The sequence below is a fragment of the Nocardiopsis lucentensis DSM 44048 genome, assembly GCF_000341125.1.
GTDB classification, from domain to species: domain Bacteria; phylum Actinomycetota; class Actinomycetes; order Streptosporangiales; family Streptosporangiaceae; genus Nocardiopsis; species Nocardiopsis lucentensis.
The window spans coordinates 1-18,645 of the sequence record NZ_ANBC01000237.1; the positions used below are offsets into that span (position 1 = coordinate 1).

At 69.0% G+C, this 18,645-nt stretch carries 17 protein-coding genes and 1 pseudogene; 11 read left to right on the plus strand and 7 right to left on the minus strand.

Annotated elements, in window-relative coordinates:
• The 3 genes from D471_RS33445 to D471_RS0107940 all read left to right on the plus strand — a co-directional run.
• Positions 1 to 1,408, plus strand: a 1,408-nt coding sequence (locus tag D471_RS33445; RefSeq protein WP_017598120.1) for an ATP-binding protein, incomplete at its 5' end; no start/stop codon positions are given.
• Between the two features lie 174 nt (positions 1,409 to 1,582).
• On the plus strand, positions 1,583 to 2,686 hold the full coding sequence (locus D471_RS0107935; RefSeq protein ID WP_017598121.1) for a hypothetical protein: 1,104 nt from the start codon (positions 1,583 to 1,585) through the stop codon (positions 2,684 to 2,686).
• Positions 2,683 to 3,999, plus strand: coding sequence for a DUF6891 domain-containing protein (locus tag D471_RS0107940; RefSeq protein ID WP_017598122.1), 1,317 nt, complete (start codon positions 2,683 to 2,685; stop codon positions 3,997 to 3,999). The genes D471_RS0107935 and D471_RS0107940 overlap by 4 nt, the downstream gene beginning before the upstream one ends.
• A gap of 25 nt (positions 4,000 to 4,024) precedes the next feature.
• Here D471_RS0107940 and D471_RS33450 read toward each other — a convergent pair whose 3' ends face one another.
• Both D471_RS33450 and D471_RS0107950 read right to left on the minus strand, forming a co-directional pair.
• Positions 4,025 to 5,758: a serine/threonine-protein kinase gene (locus D471_RS33450; protein ID WP_083924158.1), complete on the minus strand. Its 1,734-nt coding sequence runs from the start codon at positions 5,756 to 5,758 to the stop codon at positions 4,025 to 4,027.
• A gap of 249 nt (positions 5,759 to 6,007) precedes the next feature.
• Positions 6,008 to 7,048: a hypothetical protein gene (locus D471_RS0107950; protein ID WP_017598123.1), complete on the minus strand. Its 1,041-nt coding sequence runs from the start codon at positions 7,046 to 7,048 to the stop codon at positions 6,008 to 6,010.
• A gap of 701 nt (positions 7,049 to 7,749) precedes the next feature.
• On the opposite strand from D471_RS0107950, the gene D471_RS0107955 reads away from it, so the two are divergent.
• The 4 genes from D471_RS0107955 to D471_RS0107970 all read left to right on the plus strand — a co-directional run bounded on the left by D471_RS0107955 (position 7,750) and on the right by D471_RS0107970 (position 12,698).
• Positions 7,750 to 10,050, plus strand: a complete 2,301-nt coding sequence (locus D471_RS0107955) for a type IV secretion system protein (protein ID WP_017598124.1) — start codon at positions 7,750 to 7,752, stop codon at positions 10,048 to 10,050.
• 19 nt (positions 10,051 to 10,069) lie between these two features.
• On the plus strand, positions 10,070 to 10,747 hold the full coding sequence (locus tag D471_RS0107960) for a hypothetical protein (RefSeq protein WP_017598125.1): 678 nt from the start codon (positions 10,070 to 10,072) through the stop codon (positions 10,745 to 10,747).
• Between the two features lie 72 nt (positions 10,748 to 10,819).
• The gene (locus D471_RS0107965; protein ID WP_394296850.1) at positions 10,820 to 11,935 is read left to right on the plus strand and encodes a C40 family peptidase; all 1,116 of its coding nucleotides are present in this window, start codon (positions 10,820 to 10,822) and stop codon (positions 11,933 to 11,935) included.
• Entirely contained in the window at positions 11,928 to 12,698 is a 771-nt protein-coding gene (locus D471_RS0107970; protein ID WP_152486250.1) for a hypothetical protein, read from the plus strand. The genes D471_RS0107965 and D471_RS0107970 overlap by 8 nt, the downstream gene beginning before the upstream one ends.
• Before the next feature lie 18 nt (positions 12,699 to 12,716).
• Here D471_RS0107970 and D471_RS0107975 read toward each other — a convergent pair whose 3' ends face one another.
• On the minus strand, positions 12,717 to 13,268 hold the full coding sequence (locus tag D471_RS0107975) for a thymidine kinase (RefSeq protein WP_017598128.1): 552 nt from the start codon (positions 13,266 to 13,268) through the stop codon (positions 12,717 to 12,719).
• Between the two features lie 419 nt (positions 13,269 to 13,687).
• Here D471_RS0107975 and D471_RS33455 point away from each other — a divergent pair, with 419 nt between their 5' ends.
• Complete coding sequence (locus tag D471_RS33455; protein ID WP_017598129.1) at positions 13,688 to 14,488, plus strand: ion transporter; 801 nt, start codon at positions 13,688 to 13,690, stop codon at positions 14,486 to 14,488.
• Positions 14,489 to 14,554: 66 nt separating this feature from the next.
• On the opposite strand, the gene D471_RS0107985 is transcribed toward D471_RS33455, so the two are convergent.
• Entirely contained in the window at positions 14,555 to 14,800 is a 246-nt protein-coding gene (locus D471_RS0107985; protein WP_152486251.1) for a DUF397 domain-containing protein, read from the minus strand.
• Positions 14,797 to 15,705 carry a helix-turn-helix domain-containing protein gene (locus D471_RS33460; protein WP_338045325.1) on the minus strand — a complete coding sequence of 303 codons (909 nt, stop codon included), beginning with the start codon at positions 15,703 to 15,705 and terminating at the stop codon, positions 14,797 to 14,799. Before D471_RS33460 ends, D471_RS0107985 begins: the two co-directional genes overlap by 4 nt.
• On the opposite strand from D471_RS33460, the gene D471_RS39380 reads away from it, so the two are divergent.
• From D471_RS39380 to D471_RS0108005, 3 genes are all read left to right on the plus strand, one after another.
• Entirely contained in the window at positions 15,676 to 15,930 is a 255-nt protein-coding gene (locus D471_RS39380) for an ATP-binding protein (RefSeq protein ID WP_017598132.1), read from the plus strand. The genes D471_RS33460 and D471_RS39380 overlap by 30 nt on opposite strands.
• A 99-nt stretch (positions 15,931 to 16,029) precedes the next feature.
• Positions 16,030 to 16,665, plus strand: coding sequence for a hypothetical protein (locus D471_RS41105; protein ID WP_017598133.1), 636 nt, complete (start codon positions 16,030 to 16,032; stop codon positions 16,663 to 16,665).
• Positions 16,666 to 16,774: 109 nt separating this feature from the next.
• Positions 16,775 to 17,095: a hypothetical protein gene (locus D471_RS0108005; RefSeq protein ID WP_017598134.1), complete on the plus strand. Its 321-nt coding sequence runs from the start codon at positions 16,775 to 16,777 to the stop codon at positions 17,093 to 17,095.
• A gap of 427 nt (positions 17,096 to 17,522) precedes the next feature.
• On the opposite strand, the gene D471_RS0108010 is transcribed toward D471_RS0108005, so the two are convergent.
• Both D471_RS0108010 and D471_RS40080 read right to left on the minus strand, forming a co-directional pair.
• Positions 17,523 to 18,038, minus strand: a complete 516-nt coding sequence (locus D471_RS0108010) for a SixA phosphatase family protein (protein WP_017598135.1) — start codon at positions 18,036 to 18,038, stop codon at positions 17,523 to 17,525.
• A gap of 78 nt (positions 18,039 to 18,116) precedes the next feature.
• Positions 18,117 to 18,645 (minus strand): annotated as a pseudogene (locus D471_RS40080) (hypothetical protein); the annotation flags it as partial.

An 18,645-nucleotide genomic window follows, 5' to 3' on the forward strand; every position in this document is an offset into this window, starting at 1 on the left:
CCTCCTCGGCCAGCACGTCGAGGCGGTCATCGAGCACTACCGCGACATCGGTATCGACGTCATCAACTCCACCGGGGACCAGTTCTCCCTGTTCAACGAGGCTCTGCCCGGCGATCGCATCCGCCTGGGCGCCTACGCCCAGCGCCAGCCCCTGCGCACCATCGCGGGCGGCATGCCCACCGCCACCGTCGACGTCGGCGACCGCGTCGACCACTCCGGAGGCGGCTGGGTGGGGCCCTACATCGGCGAGAGCATCGGCCGCGCCCGCTCCATCGTCCACTTCGACCCCATGGTCGCCGCGGCCCGTAACCGCCCCACCGCCATCGCCATCACCGGTGAGCCCGGCGGCGGCAAGACCACCCTCGCCCTCCTGCTCATCTACCAGCTCGCCCTGCGCGGGGTGACCGTCGCCGCCATCGACCCCAAGGGCGACGCCGAGTCCCTCGTCGAACTCCTCCAGCGGCGGGGGCGCAAGGCCCGCGTCATGTCCCTGGGATCCGCCCAGCCGGGCCTGCTCGACCCTTTCGCGTTCGGCGACGACCTGCCCTCGCGCAAGACCATGGCCACCGAGACCCTCCGCCTCCTCCTGCCGCGCATGAGCGAGGAGCGTGAGTCGGCGATGATCCAGGCCGTGGCCGCGGTCGCCAACCAGCCGCGCCCGTCCCTGGCCAAGGTCGTCGACCACCTCGTCGCCTCGCCGGGCGCCGCCTCCCGCAACCTGGGCGCGGTCCTGCAGTCGATGTCGGAGATGCGTCTGGCCAGTCTGTGCTTCGACCCCCAGGGCGACGCCAAGGTCGACACCGAGGGCTGGACCACCGTCTTCACCCTGGGCGGCCTCACCCTCCCCGACTCCGGTGTCGGCCGCGACGACTACTCCTACGAACAGCGCCTGTCGGTCGCGCTGCTCTACCTCGTCTCCCAGTTCGCGCGCCGTCTGATGAACGGCCTCGACCGTCACCTGCCCAAGGCGATCTTCCTCGACGAGGCCTGGGCGGTCACCTCCACCCCGGAGGGCGCCAAGCTGGTCCCCGAGGTCTCCCGCATGGGCCGCTCCCGCAACACCGCCCTCATCCTCGTCTCCCAGAACGCCGGTGACCTGCTCAACGAACAGGTCACCAACTGCCTGTCCTCGGTGTTCGCGTTCCGTTCCAGCGAACGGTACGAGGTGGAGAGCGTCATGTCCCTGCTCGGCGTCGAGCCCACCGAGGATCACCTGGCGGTACTGCGCAACCTCGGCAACGGCGAGTGCCTGTTCCGTGACCTCGACGGGCGGGCGGGGCGGATCGGGGTCGACCTGGTCTCGGAGAACCTCCTGCGCTGGCTCGACACCAACCCCACCCGGCAGCGGCCCGCCGAGGACGACGACTTCGCGGCCGCCTCCGGCCAGGAGGTGGCCGACAGACGCTGACGGACGTGCGCCCACGTCCACGAGTGGAACGGACAAGTCCCCGCAAAAGGGGATTAGCGGCACCAGGTTCGGGGCTCGTCCGGGATGGGGATGACCTACTCTGTCGGGTTTTCCCGTCCCGGCGCACCGACTCCGCACCCCCGACCGAGACCCACCACTCACGAGGGACCGCCCATGAGTGAGGACGTGCCGCGCCCCGTCGTCGACCCCACCCTCCCCGATGTCCTGCGTGAGCGGATCACGCGGGAGAACCGGCCCCCGGACCCGCCCCCGCGCCGGGCCAACGGGGAGATCGTCACCCGCGCCGTTCGCGCGCGCGAGAGCGCCGTCCAGGTGCTCGCCGCAGGGTTCACGGCCGCCCTCGCCTCGGCCGCCGGGGGCTGGCCCCTGGGCCTGGCCGTCGCCGTCGTGATCCTCCTGGCCCAGGTCCTCGTGCTCATCTGCGTCGAGGACACCCATCCCGCGACGCGGGTCCTGGGCGCGACGGCCGGCGCGGGAACCGTCGTCGCGACCCCCGCCATGGTCATGGCGGCGCCCGACCGGGCCGCCGTCGTCCCCTGGCTCGTGTTCGGCGTCTTCGTCGCCCTCGTCGGAGCCGACGCCACCACCGCCCGGGTCAGCCGGACCCCCGACGACCACGAGGGGCTGGCCATCCTCCCCGACGACGTCAGCGACCACGACCACGCCCACCTGTCCGCCGTCCAGCGCACCATCGACCAGGTCGCCTCCGCCCGGGACGAACTCGGCGGCGGTGACTCCCTGGACACCGAGCGCGCGCTCGCGGTCCTGCGCGACCAGGAGTGGCGGATCGCCAAGCTCCTCGTCCGCCAGCGCGAACTGCGCCGCGCCCACCTGCGCCGCTGGCAGCGCGCGGCCTCACCCCGAGTCAGGGAAGCCCTCAAACCCCAGCGTGAGCACCTGAACACCGTCGACGCGGCGGTCCGTGCCCGGGTCGAGGAGATCACCGAGTACGGGCGGCTGGTCGAGCGCGCCGTCGCCGCGCACCGCGAGTGGGAGCAGTGCCAGGAGGCGCTCGACTCCACCGCCGAGTACGCCGAGCACCTCGCCTCGGCGGCCTTCCTCGACACCCGTCCCACCGGTCTCGGAGCGCTGGCCGTCACCGCTGAGGCCGCCCGGCGCGTCCGCGACGAACGGGTCCGGCTCCTGGCCGACCACGCCCTCACGGCCGGTGACGCCCCGGACTGGCCGGCGCCGGACGACGGCGCCCCGGGGGCAGCGGAGCGAGTGTCCGCCGAATCTGACAGATTGGGCGCATGACCGAAGACAGGGAGCCCCTCGACACCGCCCTCCACGGTGCGATCGCCGACGTGGTGTACGGGAAGGGCGGATTCGTCGAGATCTACCGAAAGGCCAGCGAGGACATCGCCGACTTCCTCAGGTCGGACGCCGAGCCGGAGGGCGTGGAGCCGGAGGGCGCGGAGCCGCTGAAGGAGCCGGGGGCGGGGGTTCTCACCGAGCTCTCGGCGGCCATCGACGACGCCATGGCCGAGCACGCCCAGAAACAGCGCCGCTGGCCCGTGCGCACTGACGGCGAACGGCTCACCCGCGCCTTCCGCGCCCTCGACGAGTCCGGAATCGTCGCCCGCGAGGACTTCACCTGCTGCGGCCAGTGCGCCCGCGACGCCCTCCGCTCCGAGGTCGCCGCCCACGACACGGACGCGGGCCCCGCGATCCGCGGCTACGTCTACTACCACGCCCGGGAGGCCGCGCGGGCGGCCGTGGAGGGCGGGCTCTGGCTCGGCTTCGACGCCGTGCACGAGATCCGCCGCGCCGCCGTCGGCGAGGAGATCGCCGAGACCCTCCGCGCGCACGGCCTCACCGTCACCTGGAACGGCGACCCCGACACCCTGCTCGCGGTCGAACTGGACGGCCGTTGGCGCCGCTGGGGGCGCCGCGCCGCCTACCCCGGTTCCGCCATCCAGGGGGAACCCTCGGTCGAGGTCGCCTACACGAACCCGAGCCCCTACCCCACCCCGGAGTGGGTCAGCCACTACGAGGGCCGGGTGACCGTCCGCGAGCTCGCCCGCATGGTCCTGCCCTGGCTCCCCGGCGACTTCACGGCGACGATGACCAGCGACCGGGGCGACACGGTCGTGGTCGAGCGCGCCTTCGACGTGCTCCGCGTGCGAGAGACCGGCCGCGTCCTGCCGCGTGAACGCGTCGAGGAGCCGCTCAGCCGCTGGGCCGTCGGCGGTGTCTGGCCGGAGGAGGACGCCGCGTCGAGCGGAGTCGGCATGGTCGACGCCAGCTATCAGGACACCTCACGGGACGGCATCGGCTCGGTCGACGTCCCCGAACCCCTGGAGACGGCCGCCGCCCGCGCCCTCGTCCACCACCTCACCCCCGCCCCGGACAGTTTCGCGGTCTTCGTCGCCCGGGACGGTTCGTGCGTGCAGATGATGTGGCACGCCGGGCCGCGACTGTGGATGGAGACCCCCGAACCCGAGGCGTCCCTGTCCAGGGGAAGGTTCGTCAGCGTCTCCGAGGCGGACGAGATGGTGCGGGTCCTCGCGGAGGAGGGGCGGATCGCCCTCGACGAACTGGGTGAGCTGTCGGTCCTGCGGTGGTAGCGCCCCGGGACGGCGGGCGCGCCCCTCAGACCGCGTCGGGGCCGAACCCGAAGAACGCGCGCGCCCTGGGCGGGATCAGCAGCAGCCCGCCGATCACGAGGTTGAACACCAGGATCAGCGCGTACCAGACGAGCAGGTCAGGGGTGTAGATCAGCACCGAGAACATGGTGAGGATCAGCAGCACCGACACCACGGCCTGCACGATGACCACGGCGCCGTACAGGACGCGCGACCGCGCCATCAGTCCCACGCCCGCGAACGCGGAGAACAGCCCCCAGACTCCGACCAGCGACACCGTGCCCCACGTGTACTCCTCCGAGCCGCCGACCGCCTCACCGGCGAACAGGGCCGTGAGCACCATGAGGTAGAGCGCGTTCAGCCCCAGCATGACCGCGGCGGTGATCACCGCCGCGGGCTTGGGCGGGTCGGCCCGGTTCCCGTTCCACACGTGCTGGCCGGTGCCGACGGACGGCTGCGCGCCGGCCCGGGGCGGCTGGCCGACGAGGCGGGCCGTGTGCCCGGCCGGAACGGACCCGGGGCCGAACCGCGTCGTGGCGCCCGTCGATTCACCCCCCGGCAGGGGAGTGACCGGCTGCGGGCCGTTGGGGCCCTGGTGCGCCCGCTGGGGGCCGGTGGGCGGCTGGACGGGGAGGCGACCGGTCGAGGGGCCGGGCGGGTTCGGGACCGGGGGCTGGTGCCCGGGCACACCGTGGTGCGGTGTGTGCGGGCCCGGGGGGCCGGGTGGTCGGTGCGGTCCCGAGTGGGCCCACGCGGACTGTCCGCCAGTCGGCCCGGGCACGGGCGCCTGGGGTCCGCTCGGGGGTGTCTGGGGACCGCTCACAGGGGCCTGCGGCCCACCGGCGGGGGTGTGCGGCCCGGGGGTTCGCGCGCCGGGTTCGGCGGCACGCGCCTCCCGGGCCTCCTTCTCCCGGTCCAGCAGGGCGAGCGCCTCGGCGGGGGTGGGCCGCGCCGACGCGTCGCGGCTCAGCAGAGCGGAGACCAACGCATGCAGGGGCGCGCTGGCCGAGCGGTCACCGGAACCGGGCGTGGACAACCGCGGCGGCAGGGGAGCGGTCAGGACCGCGCTGATGATGCCGGTGATGCTGTCCCGCTTGAACGGTGTGCGTCCCTCCAGCAGCGAGTACAGGGTGACACCCAGACTCCACAGGTCGGACGCGGGCAGCGCGCGCTCGCCTTCGAACCGTTCGGGGGCCATGTACTCGGGGGACCCGATGTACACGCCGGTCTGGGTGAGCGCCGTGCTGCCGTCGACGTTCGCGATGCCGAAGTCCGTCAGCACGGTCCGGCCGTCGGCGGTGAGCATGATGTTCGCGGGCTTGATGTCCCGGTGCGTGACCCCCGCCGCGTGGGCCGCGCGCAGTCCGTCGAGGACCGACCGGGCCACCTCCTCGACCCGGGTCACCGTCATGGGGCCGTGCGCGTCCAGGTGCTGCTGCAGCGAGGCCCCGGAGAGCAGCTCCATGACGATCCAGGGGCTCTCGCCGTCGTCGAGCACGTCGTGGACGGCGACCACCGCCGTGCTGTTGATCCGTGCGGTCGCCTGGGCCTCGCGCATACTGCGAGCGTGCGCCTCAGCGCGGGCGTCCGGGTCCATCCCCTCGGGGAGCAGGACCTCCTTGACGGCCACGTCGCGCTGGAGGGCGGGGTCCCAGGCACGCCACACCGTTCCCATTCCGCCCGCGCCGAGCCGTTCCCGTAGCTCGTAGCGGCCTACGGAGGAACGACCGTCGGACGACATAGGGGCGCATCCCTTCTGGGGGGTGGGGGACGATGCGCAGGCCAATCTATCCGAGAAGGTCCTACCGCTCCCGGATGATGGTGCGTGTTGCCGACATCTGAGTCCATCTCACTGTAAATCGGTCTGACCCGGACGTCGTCGGGGGAACGGGAGCTGACCGATTGCGGTCATCGCCGCGACCGCGCGTTTCGGGGTGAGGCCGTGACCACCCGGTGCGCTCCGGTCGCGGGCACGGCGGGCACCGGGCGGTCACGGCCGAGGACCCCCGGTGATCCGCTCGGTGAGCGCGAGCGCCTCGCCGTCCTCCGCGACGCGCAGCCGCCCGGCGAGCGCGCGGAGTTCGTCGGTGGTGACCTCGGAGGGCTCGTAGGCGTCGTCGCCCGCGTGGACGGACCCGTCCCGCAGCGGTGCCGCGACCTCGACGACCGTCCCCGTCTCCCACTCCAGGCGGATGCTGTGGAACTCCTCGTGGAACGACTCCCAGGTCAGCAGGAGGGACGCACCGACTCCGACCCCGTCGAGCTCCTCGCAGTCGACGAGGGCGGGATCGGCGGCGCCGTCACAGTCGAGGGGGGCGGCGTGCTCCGAGCCCTCGGTGTCGGAGTCCGCGGAGCCGGGGGACGCGTTGCTGGTGACGCGGACCTCGCGGCCGTCCGCGTCCTGGTAACCGACCGACACACCGCTGTCGTCGTGGCGGACGGAGGCGGAGACCGGTGTCCACCCCTCGGCCGCCAGGAGGACCATCTCGTCCGGGTACTCGGAGATCTCGGTCGCCAGCGCGTCGAACCGCTCCCGTTCCCGTTCGACGCGGAGCCTCCAGTCCACCCCGGCCCGGAGCGCCGTCACGGCGACCACGGCCACGAGCGCCCACAGGAACGCGCGCTTCGGAGCGGCGGCGAGGATGCCCAGGACCGCCGCCGCGGCGGCCAGGACACCCAGCCCCGTGGTGGGGCCGTCGAAGAGGGAGCTGGGAGTGAGGTCGGGGACCGTGAACCACCACTGGAGGTAGCCCAGGAGCACGACGGCGGTCAGGAGCGCGACGGTCGCGACGGGCCGAGGGACCCGGGCCCGCTGGAGGGCGGAGACCAGGACGGCGAAGAAGGAGACGCCGAGGAGGAACACGATCCACAGAGCGGTGGGGAGGCCGTCCGTCGAACCGCGGTAGAGGAGGCCGAGGACGACGCTGAGGCGGAGATAGCCGAGTGCCAGGAGGAGGAACAGGACGTACACCAGCCCGCCGACGACCAGCGTGACGGTCGTGGCACGGCTCGGACGTGTGCGCGTCGGCACGGGCTTGGCGCCCGCGCCTGGTTCGTGAGGGCCGGGGGAGTGGGGCGGCGGCATGGTGGGGCCTCCGGTGTCCTGTCGCGGGGCGTGTGTTCGACGGGCGCGTGTCAGGGGTGTCGGCAGTCGATCCCTCGGGGCTGAGGAGCGCGCGGCGGGCCTCCTGGGGCGGGGGTGCGGGGGTGCGGGGTCGTCGTCTGGTGCGATGTGTTCCGGAAGGAGATGGTTTTCGGCTGTGCGGCAATAGGGACTGCGGGTACTTCGGAAGCCGGTTCGGAGAGCGGGCGTCAGTCCGGTTTATGGGCAGATGTCCACTTTTGCTTGCGAAAGTGGATGTGACGCCGCTCATACTCGCGGCTGGGGTACTAAATTGTGGCCTGGTGGTTTATGGGTGTTCTGGAAGTCCGTTGATGCCTGTTACCTGCGAAAACGTAGGTTTTGCGTTGCTTCGCACCGGCCCGGTGGGGTGGAGTGTCGGTAGGAACCGGAAATCCCGACGCGTTGCACTCATCTTCCGACCCGCCGATGAAGCACCATAGAGGATGGGGTAAGGACATGCGGGGGGCTGTGCCCGTGCGCGGTCTCGCTACGGCGTGCGCGCGGGCGGAGTCACCGTGTCTGCCATCGACCCTCGGCCCGAACCACGACGCAGGAGCCAGCAGATGACGCATCAGCACGTCCGACGGCGCGGATGGCGACGCCTACTGATGATGTTCCTGCTGATGGTCGGGTTCGTCGTGCTTCCAGCGACGACGGCGCAGGCGAACACGCTGTGTCCCGGGGAGCCCGCGCCGCTGCCGGAGGCGGCGGGAAGCGGTTCGGACGGGCTGCTGGTTCCGCCGAGGTCCCAATCGGCCATTGAAGGCGCGCCGGACGGCCTACCGCCTGACGCGAGTATGTACGGGCAGTACGGGACCGCCGGAACCCAGTGGCACATGATCACCGAGTCCTGTGTCGACGGGATCTCCAACGGCGCCCAGGCCACGCTCGCCAACACGGCGTGGGACCTGTCCAAGACCATCAACCAGTCCACGATCACCGTCTACCAGGCGGCCACCTCCGACGGTCTGCTGGCGAGCTTCAACGAGCTGGTGGAGAGTGTCGTCGTCACACTGCGGGAGGGTATCTGGCGCCCCCTCATCCCGACGGTCATCATCCTCGGTGCCATCTGGCTCGGGTGGTACGGGCTGATCCGGAAGCGCGTCACGCTCACCATCGAGTCCACGGTGTGGATGGTGGCGGCCATCGGGCTCGGCATGTGGATCCTGGTGAACCCGGCGCAGATCATGGGTATGGCCAGCGGTCTGGTGAACTCCGGAAGCCAGTTGGTGACGAGCACGGTGGGCCAGGTGCCGTACGGGGGAGGCTCGGGCGCGTGTCCTGCTGGAGCCGAGGCGCCGGAACGGGCGGAGTGGGAGTCCGAGGCGGATTTCCAGGTCCGACGGAACGCCGACATGCTGTGGTCGAGTCTGGTCTGTCAGCCATGGGTGGCGGGGCAGTTCGGCAGCGGTGACATCGCTGAGATCGCCACACAAGAGCATGCCACCGACCTTATGGCGGCTCAGGGAATCACCAGAACTGAGCAGCAGCAGATCGCGGATGGAGACGTTGACCCCGTGACTCTGGTGGAGGAGAAACAAGCGGCCTACGAGGAAATCGCTGAGAATGTCGAATCCTCATTTCCCAGCGTTTATCCGCTCTTCTCTGGTGAAGATCAGGGAAGTCGGCTGGGGGTTGCCACCCTTGCGCTTTTCGCGGCGATCTTCGCAGGTGGGCTGATCCTTGCGGGTTCTGTGGCGCTGATCGTGCTGAAGATCGCCTTCCTGCTCCTGTTCCTACTCGCGCCCATCTTCCTGCTCATCGGTATCCATCCGGGCTATGGCCGTATGGTCCTGCTGCGGTGGGTGGAACTGATGGTCGGCTTCCTGCTCAAGCAGATCTTCATCGTGCTCCTGATCTCCCTACTCGTGATGTGCTACGGGATGGTCATGTCGAGCACGCTCGGATGGGGCTTGCAGATGATCCTGCTGGCCCTGTTCACCGTCGCCCTCTTCGTCTACCGCAAGCCCTTCGCCTACCTCTTCACGTCGGTCAACGCCAACACCTTCACTTCGCGCATTGCCAACGATGTCGCGCAGAGCCAGGCCCTCAGCAAGAGCGCTGTGGTCCTTCCCCCGATGGCCAACCTCAAGGCTCAGGCGTGGGGGCTGCGGAGGGCTCCGCAGATTGCCGCGGCCGCCTCCGGGGTACCAGCTGGTGGCGGAACACCTGGTGCGCAGAACGGTGCCGTGGATGCGGTAACCGGGAACGGGGAGGAAGTCTCCGGCGAAGGCGCTCCTGTTCGAGGCGATGGTGTTCGAGCACGCGGAGCCGCGGGCTACGGACGTGTACGTGGTGAACGAACGGCTCCTCCGCTCAACGTGCACCGGTCCGGCTCCACCTCCTCTGGTGGTGGCCAGCGTCCGGAGAACACCGGACGGAGCAGTGAACAGGCACCGAGCCTGAGCGGTGGCGGTTCGATCCCACCCCGGCCTAGCGGTGGCTACACCGGCACTGGAGACAGTGGTTGGTCCTCCGTGTTCGGCACGGATTCCGGTGGTCGGGGCTCCGCTGACCGTCGTGACAATGGTGGTGGCGGGGGTGGTGGATCCCTGTTCGGCGGCGGTGCCCCCTCCCCAGGCGGGCGTGCCGCGAGTGCCGAGCGGCCGGAACCCAGCACGGGACGGGGCATCTTCAACGGTCGGGAGGAGACCCCGGCGAAGGGCAGCTTCGGAAGCCGAGGCTCCCGCTGGGGGACACCCAGGGAGCGACGGGAACGTCCAGCACCGCAACGTCCCGCAGAACCGGCCCCTTCGGGCGGAGGCCGAGGCGAGGGGGACGGCGGGTGGCTGACCGGATCGAGCAAGCGCAAGAACGACGCGCCCATCACCCCGTTCTGGGGAGAGAGCAGCTCTTCCACCACCAGGGACCGCAAACGCGACGTCCCCTTCTGGCTGAACGACGACTGACGTACGAAGGCCCCGAACGATGCCCAACTCTCTGTCCGAACGCGCCCAGCGGCTGGTCTTCATCGGCCTGATCGTGGCTCTGGTCGCATTCGGTCTCTATTTCACCCTCGGCGGCTTCGGTGGGGGTGACGATGCTCCTGAGGAGCCCTCCGCCGCTCCCGAGGAGGCACGGTCGGGTGACAACGGGGCAGGTGAGCCCTCGTCGCTCGATGACCTGTCCACGGTCGAGCCGAGCCCGATCACCACGACGGATGAAGACGACGTCGACGTCCTCACGTGGTTCCCGTTCGAGGAGGCCGAGCTTCGCGAGGCCGGAGCCACGGCGAGGGCGTTCGCCGAGGCCTACGGAACCATCGACTACTCACAGTCCCCCGAGGCGTATTTCGGTGCCATGGAGGAGCTGGCCACCGACGAGTACGCCGAGATTCTGGCGGACACCAGCAGGGTCGGTGCGTTCTGGGAGGAGATGTCGGAGGCCGAGGCCGTGGCCGAGGGCCATGCCGAGGTCGACCGGGTCCGCACCTTCGGGGAGGACTCCATCACTTTCGTGCTGACGGCGCAGTCCATCACCGAGACCGGAGACGCGCAGTTCGACGAGAACCTCGGTGAGTTCGCCGTGACCGTCGTTCGGGAAGGCGGCACGTGGCTGGTGTTCGACTTCCAACCTGCCGACGTAGGACAGTTCGGGGAGGAGTAACCCTTGTTCCCCCGTTTCACCCCCACCTCCACAACCACCTCCGACTCAGGCGCCACGGGCATGTGGGTCGGCATGGCGGCCGCGATCATGGTCGCGCTCATGATCTTCCTGACCATGTTCATGGTTCCGCTGATCACCAACTCGACGCAGCAGATCGGAAGCTACCTGGCGAACGGACTCGCCTGCGGGCCCAACGCCGACGCCGAACAGCCCGGAGCCAGCGGCTATGCCATGGACTCCATTCCGGAGAACTACCTGGAGCTGTACATGGAGGCCGGGGAGGATCGGGGCATTCCCTGGAACATCCTCGCCGGCGTCGGCCAGGTCGAGTCCCACCACGGCCGGTGGGACGGGCCGGGCATCACCGAGGGGCACAACGACTGGGGAGCGGCTGGCCCCATGCAGTTCGGTGCTCTGGACGGGTCAGCTGCGGGTAACAGCTGGGGTGGCGAGCCGATTCAACCGGTCGACGACCGGCCGGGCGAGGGCTACGGCCTTGACGGCAACGGCGACGGCATCGTCAATGTCTACGATCCGGGGGACGCGATCCCGGCGGCAGCGGACTACCTGATCGCGCACGGTTTGCAGGACGACGTCCGGCAGGCGATCTTCGGTTACAACCATGCCTGGTGGTACGTGGACGACGTCATGGAGTGGGCCGGGCGCTACGCCGATGGTGACTTCAACACGTCGAACTCCATTCGCACAGCGGTGCTCTGTGAGCTGGATGCCGAGGGGCTGCCGATCGGGCGGGCGCCGGACGAGATCACGCAGGCAGTGATCGACTGGGCCCTGGATCAGCGGGGCAAGCCCTATATCTGGGGCGGAACGGGGCCGGTCGGTTATGACTGCTCCGGGCTCTTGATGAAGGCTTACGAGAGTGCCGGAATCACGATCCCTCGTGTCTCACAGGACCAGTGGCGCTTCGGCCCGAGGATTCCCGCAGGAGAGGAACAACCGGGCGACCTGGTCTTCTTTGATGTGGAAACCCGTGGTCAGCCCAGCCCGGGGCACGTGGGAATGGTGATCGGCGACGGATTGATGGTGGAGGCCTGGTGCACCAACTGTGGCCCCATCGCGGTGCGCGAGTACGATGACCCCAACCGCTCGGAGATCTTGGGGTTCACGCGTCCGTCGCAACACCCTGACGTGCTCGCTCAGTTGGAGGCAGCTGATAACCGTGGCTGAGACGAAGGAGCCCGTTCGTAAGAAGGGCCTGCATGGCTGGCGGGCCGCTGTTGCTGTCTTCGGCTGTGGGACTCTGGCTGCCTTCGGGGTTTTCGGGATAATTCTCGCAGCGGTTAGTGCGCTGTTTGATGTGGCGTCATCCGGTGTAGACGCATCCACTGACACCGCTGGCACTGGAACAGCCGAACAAATCGGCGAGGCTCGATCGTCCCTCGGGGTGGGGGAGATGAATGTCTGCGATGACAACATCGAGTACCTGACGACGATCAACATCACCCGACAAGACAGCGGGGAAGACTACGTCGATACGGATGAGGGCGGCGATCCAGAAATCGATGGTGCTGTCCGGGTTGTGCGTGACGAGTGCCTGTGGACGATTATTCCTTCCGGGGGTTCCACGCCGTGGGACTTCGAGTTCAGATACGAAGCGATTATCGATGCTGATGACGGTGAATCCACCGAGAACCTGGCCATAGCTAGGTTCGATGAGATGCGCTCAAGTATCGCCGATGGTGTGAGTGAGGTTGAGAACGAAGGCGAGGCGGACCTAGGTGATGCGTCCTATTCCGTCTACGGGACTGGGGATGAAGGACAGTCGGTATATTTGGTTTTGCTCAGGACTCGAAGTGCCGTCTACCAGATCCAGTTTGAGGACCGACGTGAAGGCGTTGCCGAGGCGGTCTCTGAGAATGCCTTCCGAAACGAGGCGAGAAAGATAACCGGGTTTCTCGGCCACGGATTTGAGTACTGGATCCCGGAGTGAGGCGCTCTCGGCTTGGGGTCAGGCGACACCGGCCATGAAGTGGTGGCGGCACAGCGTCGTGTACGACTCGTTGCCGCCGATGTGCACCTGCTCGCCCTCGTAGACCATCACGCCGTCCACGACCCGCGCGTTGTGCGTCGCGCGTCCACCGCACCAGCAGCGCGCGGACACCGGCAGCACCTCTATCTTGTCGGCGAGCTCGACCAGGCGCTTCGACCCCGGGAACAGCTGTCCCTGGAAGTCGGTGAGGATCCCGTAGCAGTACACGTCGATGCGCATTCCGTCGACCACTCCGGCGAGCTGGCCGACCTGCTTGAACGACAGGAACTGCGCCTCGTCGCAGATCACGTACGGGGCCTTGCGTTCGGCGATGTCGTCGTACAGGTCCAGGTCGTCACTGACCTCGATAGCGGGTGACGTCAGACCCAGGCGCGACGAGATGATGCCCGCTCCGGCGCGGTCCTGCTTCGTGTACAGCACGCCCTCGCCACCGCGTGAGTGGTGCTCCTGGAGAGCCATCGTGCTCTTACCCGAGTTCATCGACCCGGTGAAGTACTTCAGCTCCGGCATGCATCTTCCTCGGTCGCGGGCGCTGTCCGGCGGCTCGGGCTCCCTCGCCGTGGCCAGGTGCGAAGATACCAGCGGGTCACCGTCCCTCGGGAATCGCCGTTCTCCTCCCGGCCCCTGGGACATCCCCGAGGTTTTGCCGGTTCGTGCCCGGGGGGCGGCGTGTGACCGCGTCACGTCCGGTCCTCGACGCTGGGAAGCGACCCTCACCCGAAAACGAGGGTGTGGGATGTCGCACCCGGACACGAGGCCCCGACCCTGCTTTGAGGGGACCACGCTCGTGGGCTGCGTTCACTTTCGGTAGGACGGGAAGTGAACCAAAGGGCGGTCCGACTCCTTCGATATATTTGGTCGCTGGTTGCCCGAATGGGGGTGAAATTTGCAGAGGGGGCGTGACGTTGCGGCGTGATCAGGTCACACGCGTGGTGGAGAGCCGATGGTTCTCCAACCTGATGCTTCTGCTGATCCTCGTGAACGCCGCCGTTTTGGGGTTGGCCACTTACGGAGGTTCCGCTCTTCCGTATCTCCTCGTGGTGGAACGCGTCTTCATCGGGGTCTTCATCATCGAGCTGGCGCTCAAGATCCACGCTTGGCGGGGCCAGTACTTCCGCAGTGCGTGGAACTGGTTCGACTTCCTCGTCGTGGTGGTCTCCGTGATCCCCGCGACCGGCCCCTTCTCCGTGCTCCGGGTGCTGCGCGTGCTGCGGATCCTGCGGATCATCAGCGTGGTGCCCCAGATGCGGATGATCATCACGGCCCTCTTCCGCTCGGCCCCCGGGATGGGGACCGTCATCGGCCTGCTCCTGGTGATCATCTACTCCGCGGCGGTTCTCGGGCACCAGCTGTTCGGCGCGAACGTGCCGGAGTACTTCGGTGACCTCGGGACGACGCTGTACACCCTGTTCCTGGTCATGACCACGGAGAACTGGCCGGACGTCGCCGACGCCGTCATCGACCACCACCCGATGGGCTGGATGTTCTTCGTCGTCTACATCGTGCTCACGACCTTCATCATCCTCAACCTCGTGATCGGCGTGATCGTCACGTCGATGGAGCAGGAGGTCGACAAGGCCATGTGGGCGGAGGACCAGGAGTTGGAAGAGGTCCAGCACAAGGCGGTGATGGATCGACTCGCCGAGCTGAGTCAGCAGGTCGAGCGGCTTGAGCGGTTGGTGCGCGAGCGTGAGGGGCGACCAGTGGTACCGCCCGCGAGCGAGAACTGACGGCTGTGGCTCTTGAACACCCGGAGACCCGAGGGGAGGGGTTTCCGGGTGTTCAACGTGGGGCGATCAGAGCTGGGCGGCCCTGAGGAAGGTCGCCCACTCGGCCGTGGGGAAGGGGAGGTGCCTGGCGTCGGGGTGCTTCGAATCGCGGATGGCGGCCCCGGTGGGAAGGTCACCAACCTCGACGCAGTTGACCCCCTGTCCGCTGTAGCTGCTCTTTCGGAAGTTCGTGGGGGTGTGGGCGACCTCGACACAGTTGATGTCGTGTGCGCTGTAGCTGCTCTTGTAGAAGTTCAGCACGGCTGGTCTCAAGGGGTGCTCTCCAAGGTGCTTATCTGCTCGGTGATGTACTCAGCGGTCTCGGCGGCGCTGATGGCCGATGCCTGGACATCCCCAAAGGTGGCGGCGTACAGCTCTACATCATCGGGTTCTTCGAGATACAGAGCGTCGCTCAGAGTCTCTACACACACGATGGAGGAGTCCAGGAGGTTGGGGAAGTCCAGGATCGTGAACGGGGCGGTGAGCCCGGAGTGCGCGCCCTTGCTGAGGGGGAGCATCTGTATGTCAATGTGCGGCATTTGCGCCATGTGCAGCAGGTGCCTGAGCTGGGCAGCCAGCACCTCGCGTCCACTTATGAGTCGCTGGAAGGCGGACTCGTCGATGACAGCCCGCAGGTGTACGGGATTGAACCGAGTGAGGATTCCTCGGCGACCCATCCGTGCTTCGGCACGTCGTTCGATCTCCTGCGGGTTTGTGTAACGCCCACCCCTGAAGATGGCTTCAGCGTAGGCAGGAGTTTGAAGCAGACCCGGGATGACCTGAGACTCGTACGTTCGTAGAGTCGACGCCTCCGTCTCGAAGTCCGGCAGGGACTCGTTCTTGAAGGCGTCCTTGTACCTGGACCACCAGCCGCGCACGCGAGCGTCCTTGGCGAGGGCCTGCATGCAGTCGCGCCTCTCGGGGTCGTCGATCCCATACAGGTCCATTAGTTTGTCGAGATCTTCTGGTTTGATCCGCTTTGATTCGGTTGTTTCCATCTTTGTGACTTTGGGATGGCTCCAACCAAGCTCCTTTGCGACTTTTGCTGCGGTATATCCGGCGGCTTGTCGTGAATGTCGGAGTTCAGTGGAAAGTCGGCGGAGGCGTAGTGAGGGGCTTCGGGGCTCCCCGGTGGCACCTACAGCCTGGTGGTCGACCGGCACCGCGACGGTCTGCACCTGGTCTGCAGGGACAGCGGGACCGGCGGCCGCACCGCACCGCCCGCTCCCGCCGCCAACCCGGCCGGGCTCGATCTCAGCGCCGAGTCCGGCCGGGGCCTCGCCCTGGTGGACGCGTTCGCGACCGACTGGGGCAGTGACGCCCGCGGCCGGACCCGGCACGTCTGGTGTTACCTCGCCTTCGACCTCGAAGACAGCCTGTGGGGCACCACCCCCGCGGCCTGACTCCCCCGTGGGGCCGGGCACGTCTGCCCCCACGCCCGGCCCGACCCCACATCCCCCGCGTGCACGACGACCCACCCCAACGACCACAGGCAGGATTCGATGACCAGGAACAGTACTCCCGTCCCCTTCGCCCGCTCCGGCGGCGCCCCGACCGCACACGCCTCCGCGACCCCAGCCGAGCCCCCGCGCCCCGGGCCGTCTCGGACCGACCGGACACACGGCCCGGAGTGCGCGCGCTGCGACCACCCGACCTGCCGGGGGATCCGGGCGCGGTCGCTTCCCCTGCTCGGCGGGCGCCGCACCGAGTACTCCCACGAGCACGCCAGGGCGGCGGCCGTCCAGGCCGGGTACCCGCACCTGGTGATCTGGTTCGGTGAGTCGAATCAGACCTACTGGGTGATGACCCCGGACGGACTCCTGGAGGCCGGGGACATCGACGAGCTGCTGCTCGTGCTCTGGCCTCACACACACCAGGAGGAGGGCCCGACTCCGCCACCGCCGCCCCAGGCCGGGAACCCGGACCCGACCGGGGAGGCGACGGCCCCGGCTCCCCCCGACCGGCCGGTGGTCCCGCGCCCCCGCCGGGAGTCGTACTCCCACCTCCGCGCAACCGGCGCGGGAGGAAACCCGATACCCACGGGGACCCAGCGGTCCACCCGCGTGGCGATGACCGATCGGCGGTCGGACACCCGCCCCGCCCGAAGGCGGCTCCTGACGCGCTCGGGTCGCACGTGACCCGTGAGCACCGTCCCGTCCCACCTGATCACGCTGCTGACCTGCCCCCTTACGCCGCGTTTATCTCGAAGGGGTAACAAGAGGCCTGACCCTATGGAGTGAGTGAGCGATGTTCGACGACGTGATCGATTGGTTCAAGGGCCTCTTCGGAGGGGCCGCCGAGGAGGCGGCGCAGGGGGTTTCCGACACCGTGGCCGAGGCTGGCAACGGGCTGGACACCGCTCAGGAGACGGCGCAGTCCCTCGGTGAGGATGGGATGGGCGCCGCCACCGAGAGCGCCCAGGCCTACGGTGAGGAGGCCTTCGGCGGAGCGGCCGAGACCGTGCAGGGCTTCCAGGAGCAGGCCGACACCGTCGGCGGGATCGTCGAGGACCCGGGCGGCGCGGCCACGGACGCGGCCGCGGACCACTTCTTCGGCGACAACCGCTGACGCCTCAGCCGCATACGGCGATCCGCGTGGGGAGGCCCGGAACCCTTGGTCTCCCCACCCGTCCCGTTGCGCCTCGCGTCGGGCGCGGCGCACACGACGGTGCGCCGCGCGAGGGGGCTGCCGGTGATCAGATCCGTCAACCGACGTTCCCGGGCCTTCCCGCTCACCGATGAACCCAGTGCCGAAGAAGTTCACCTGACCGCCGCAACACCGCTTCGCGGAAGCCTCCTCCGTCGGAGACGGCGCCGGCGGAGCCGTGGTCCCCGACCCTCCGTCCGGTGCCCTCACGGGGGTGGATGCCGTTTCACGCGGATGATGGCGTGCCGGACCTTCCGGAAGGAGGCGCACTCCGGTTCGCGCCCGCGGTGTTCGGTGCCCCGTCCGCCGGTGGTGCCTGCGGGCGGCGGGCCGGGGCGGGGCGCGTCGGTCAGCCGGACGGGGTCCAGTAGGCGACCAGTCGGCCGACACCGTGTTCCACGTCGTGCCAGGGGCCCTCGAAGGTGAGGAGCGCGACCGAGCTGGCGGGGAAGCCGGAGAGGTTCAGGCGCGTGAGCAGGTCGCCGTCCGCCTCGCCGGTCAGGGCGTCGGCGAGCCAGTGCAGACCGGGGTTGTGTCCGACGATCAGGAGGTCGTCCACGTCGTCGTCGGTCTCGTGGAGCAGGGCGACCAGGTCGCCCGGGGCGGCCTCGTAGAGGCGTTCGTCGAAGACGGTTCTGGAGGGCGCGGACAGTTCGCGTTCGGCGAGTCCCCAGGTCTCACGGCAGCGGACCGCGGTCGAGCTCAGCACCAGGTCGAAGTCGAGCCCGCTCCGCGCCAGCCAGCGGCCCGCGGCGGGGGCCTGTTCGCGCCCGCGCTCGGACAGCTGACGTTCGTGGTCGACGTCGTGGGACCAGTTGGCCGTGGAGTGGCGTAGGAGCGCGACGCGGCGTGTCTTCTCACCCATGGTGGTGATCGTCGCACAGAGTGACCACGCGCGCGGGAGAACGCCGAAAACCGGTCAGGACGCCGCGCGGGGGAGGGTTCAGCCGGTGACGGACTCGACGAGGCGGTCGCGTTCACCGGGCCTCTCCCGCCGCAGGTCCGGGGCCAGGCCGACGAGGCCGGTGGGGGCACCGTCCGGTTCCGAGACCACGCTGACGACGGCTCCGTCGTTCAACCGGACACGCAACTCGTCCGGGGTGCCCGGACCCCGGTCCATCAGGACCCCCCCATCGGTCTCCCGGCACCGCACGCCGGGAAAGTCGCAGCCGGTGCGGACGCCCTCGCCGCGGGGGTCGAGCACGTCCGAGTCGCCCCACGACAGCACGTGGACCGCAGCGCCGTCCTCGTGCCGGTAGGTGATCCGCAGTCCGCCGTTGATCTCGTGGACGTCCTCCGGTGTCCAGTCGGGGTGGTCGAGGACGCCGATCGTGTGCTCGAATCCGGTGACCTGCTCCCGTGATCGCTCGGCGCCCGCCCACGAGCGCATGAGATCCGACAGCAGCGGGAGTGACACCAGGGCTGCGGCGACCACCGCCACGGCGGCCAGCAGGCCGGGCGGGCTCGGGGGC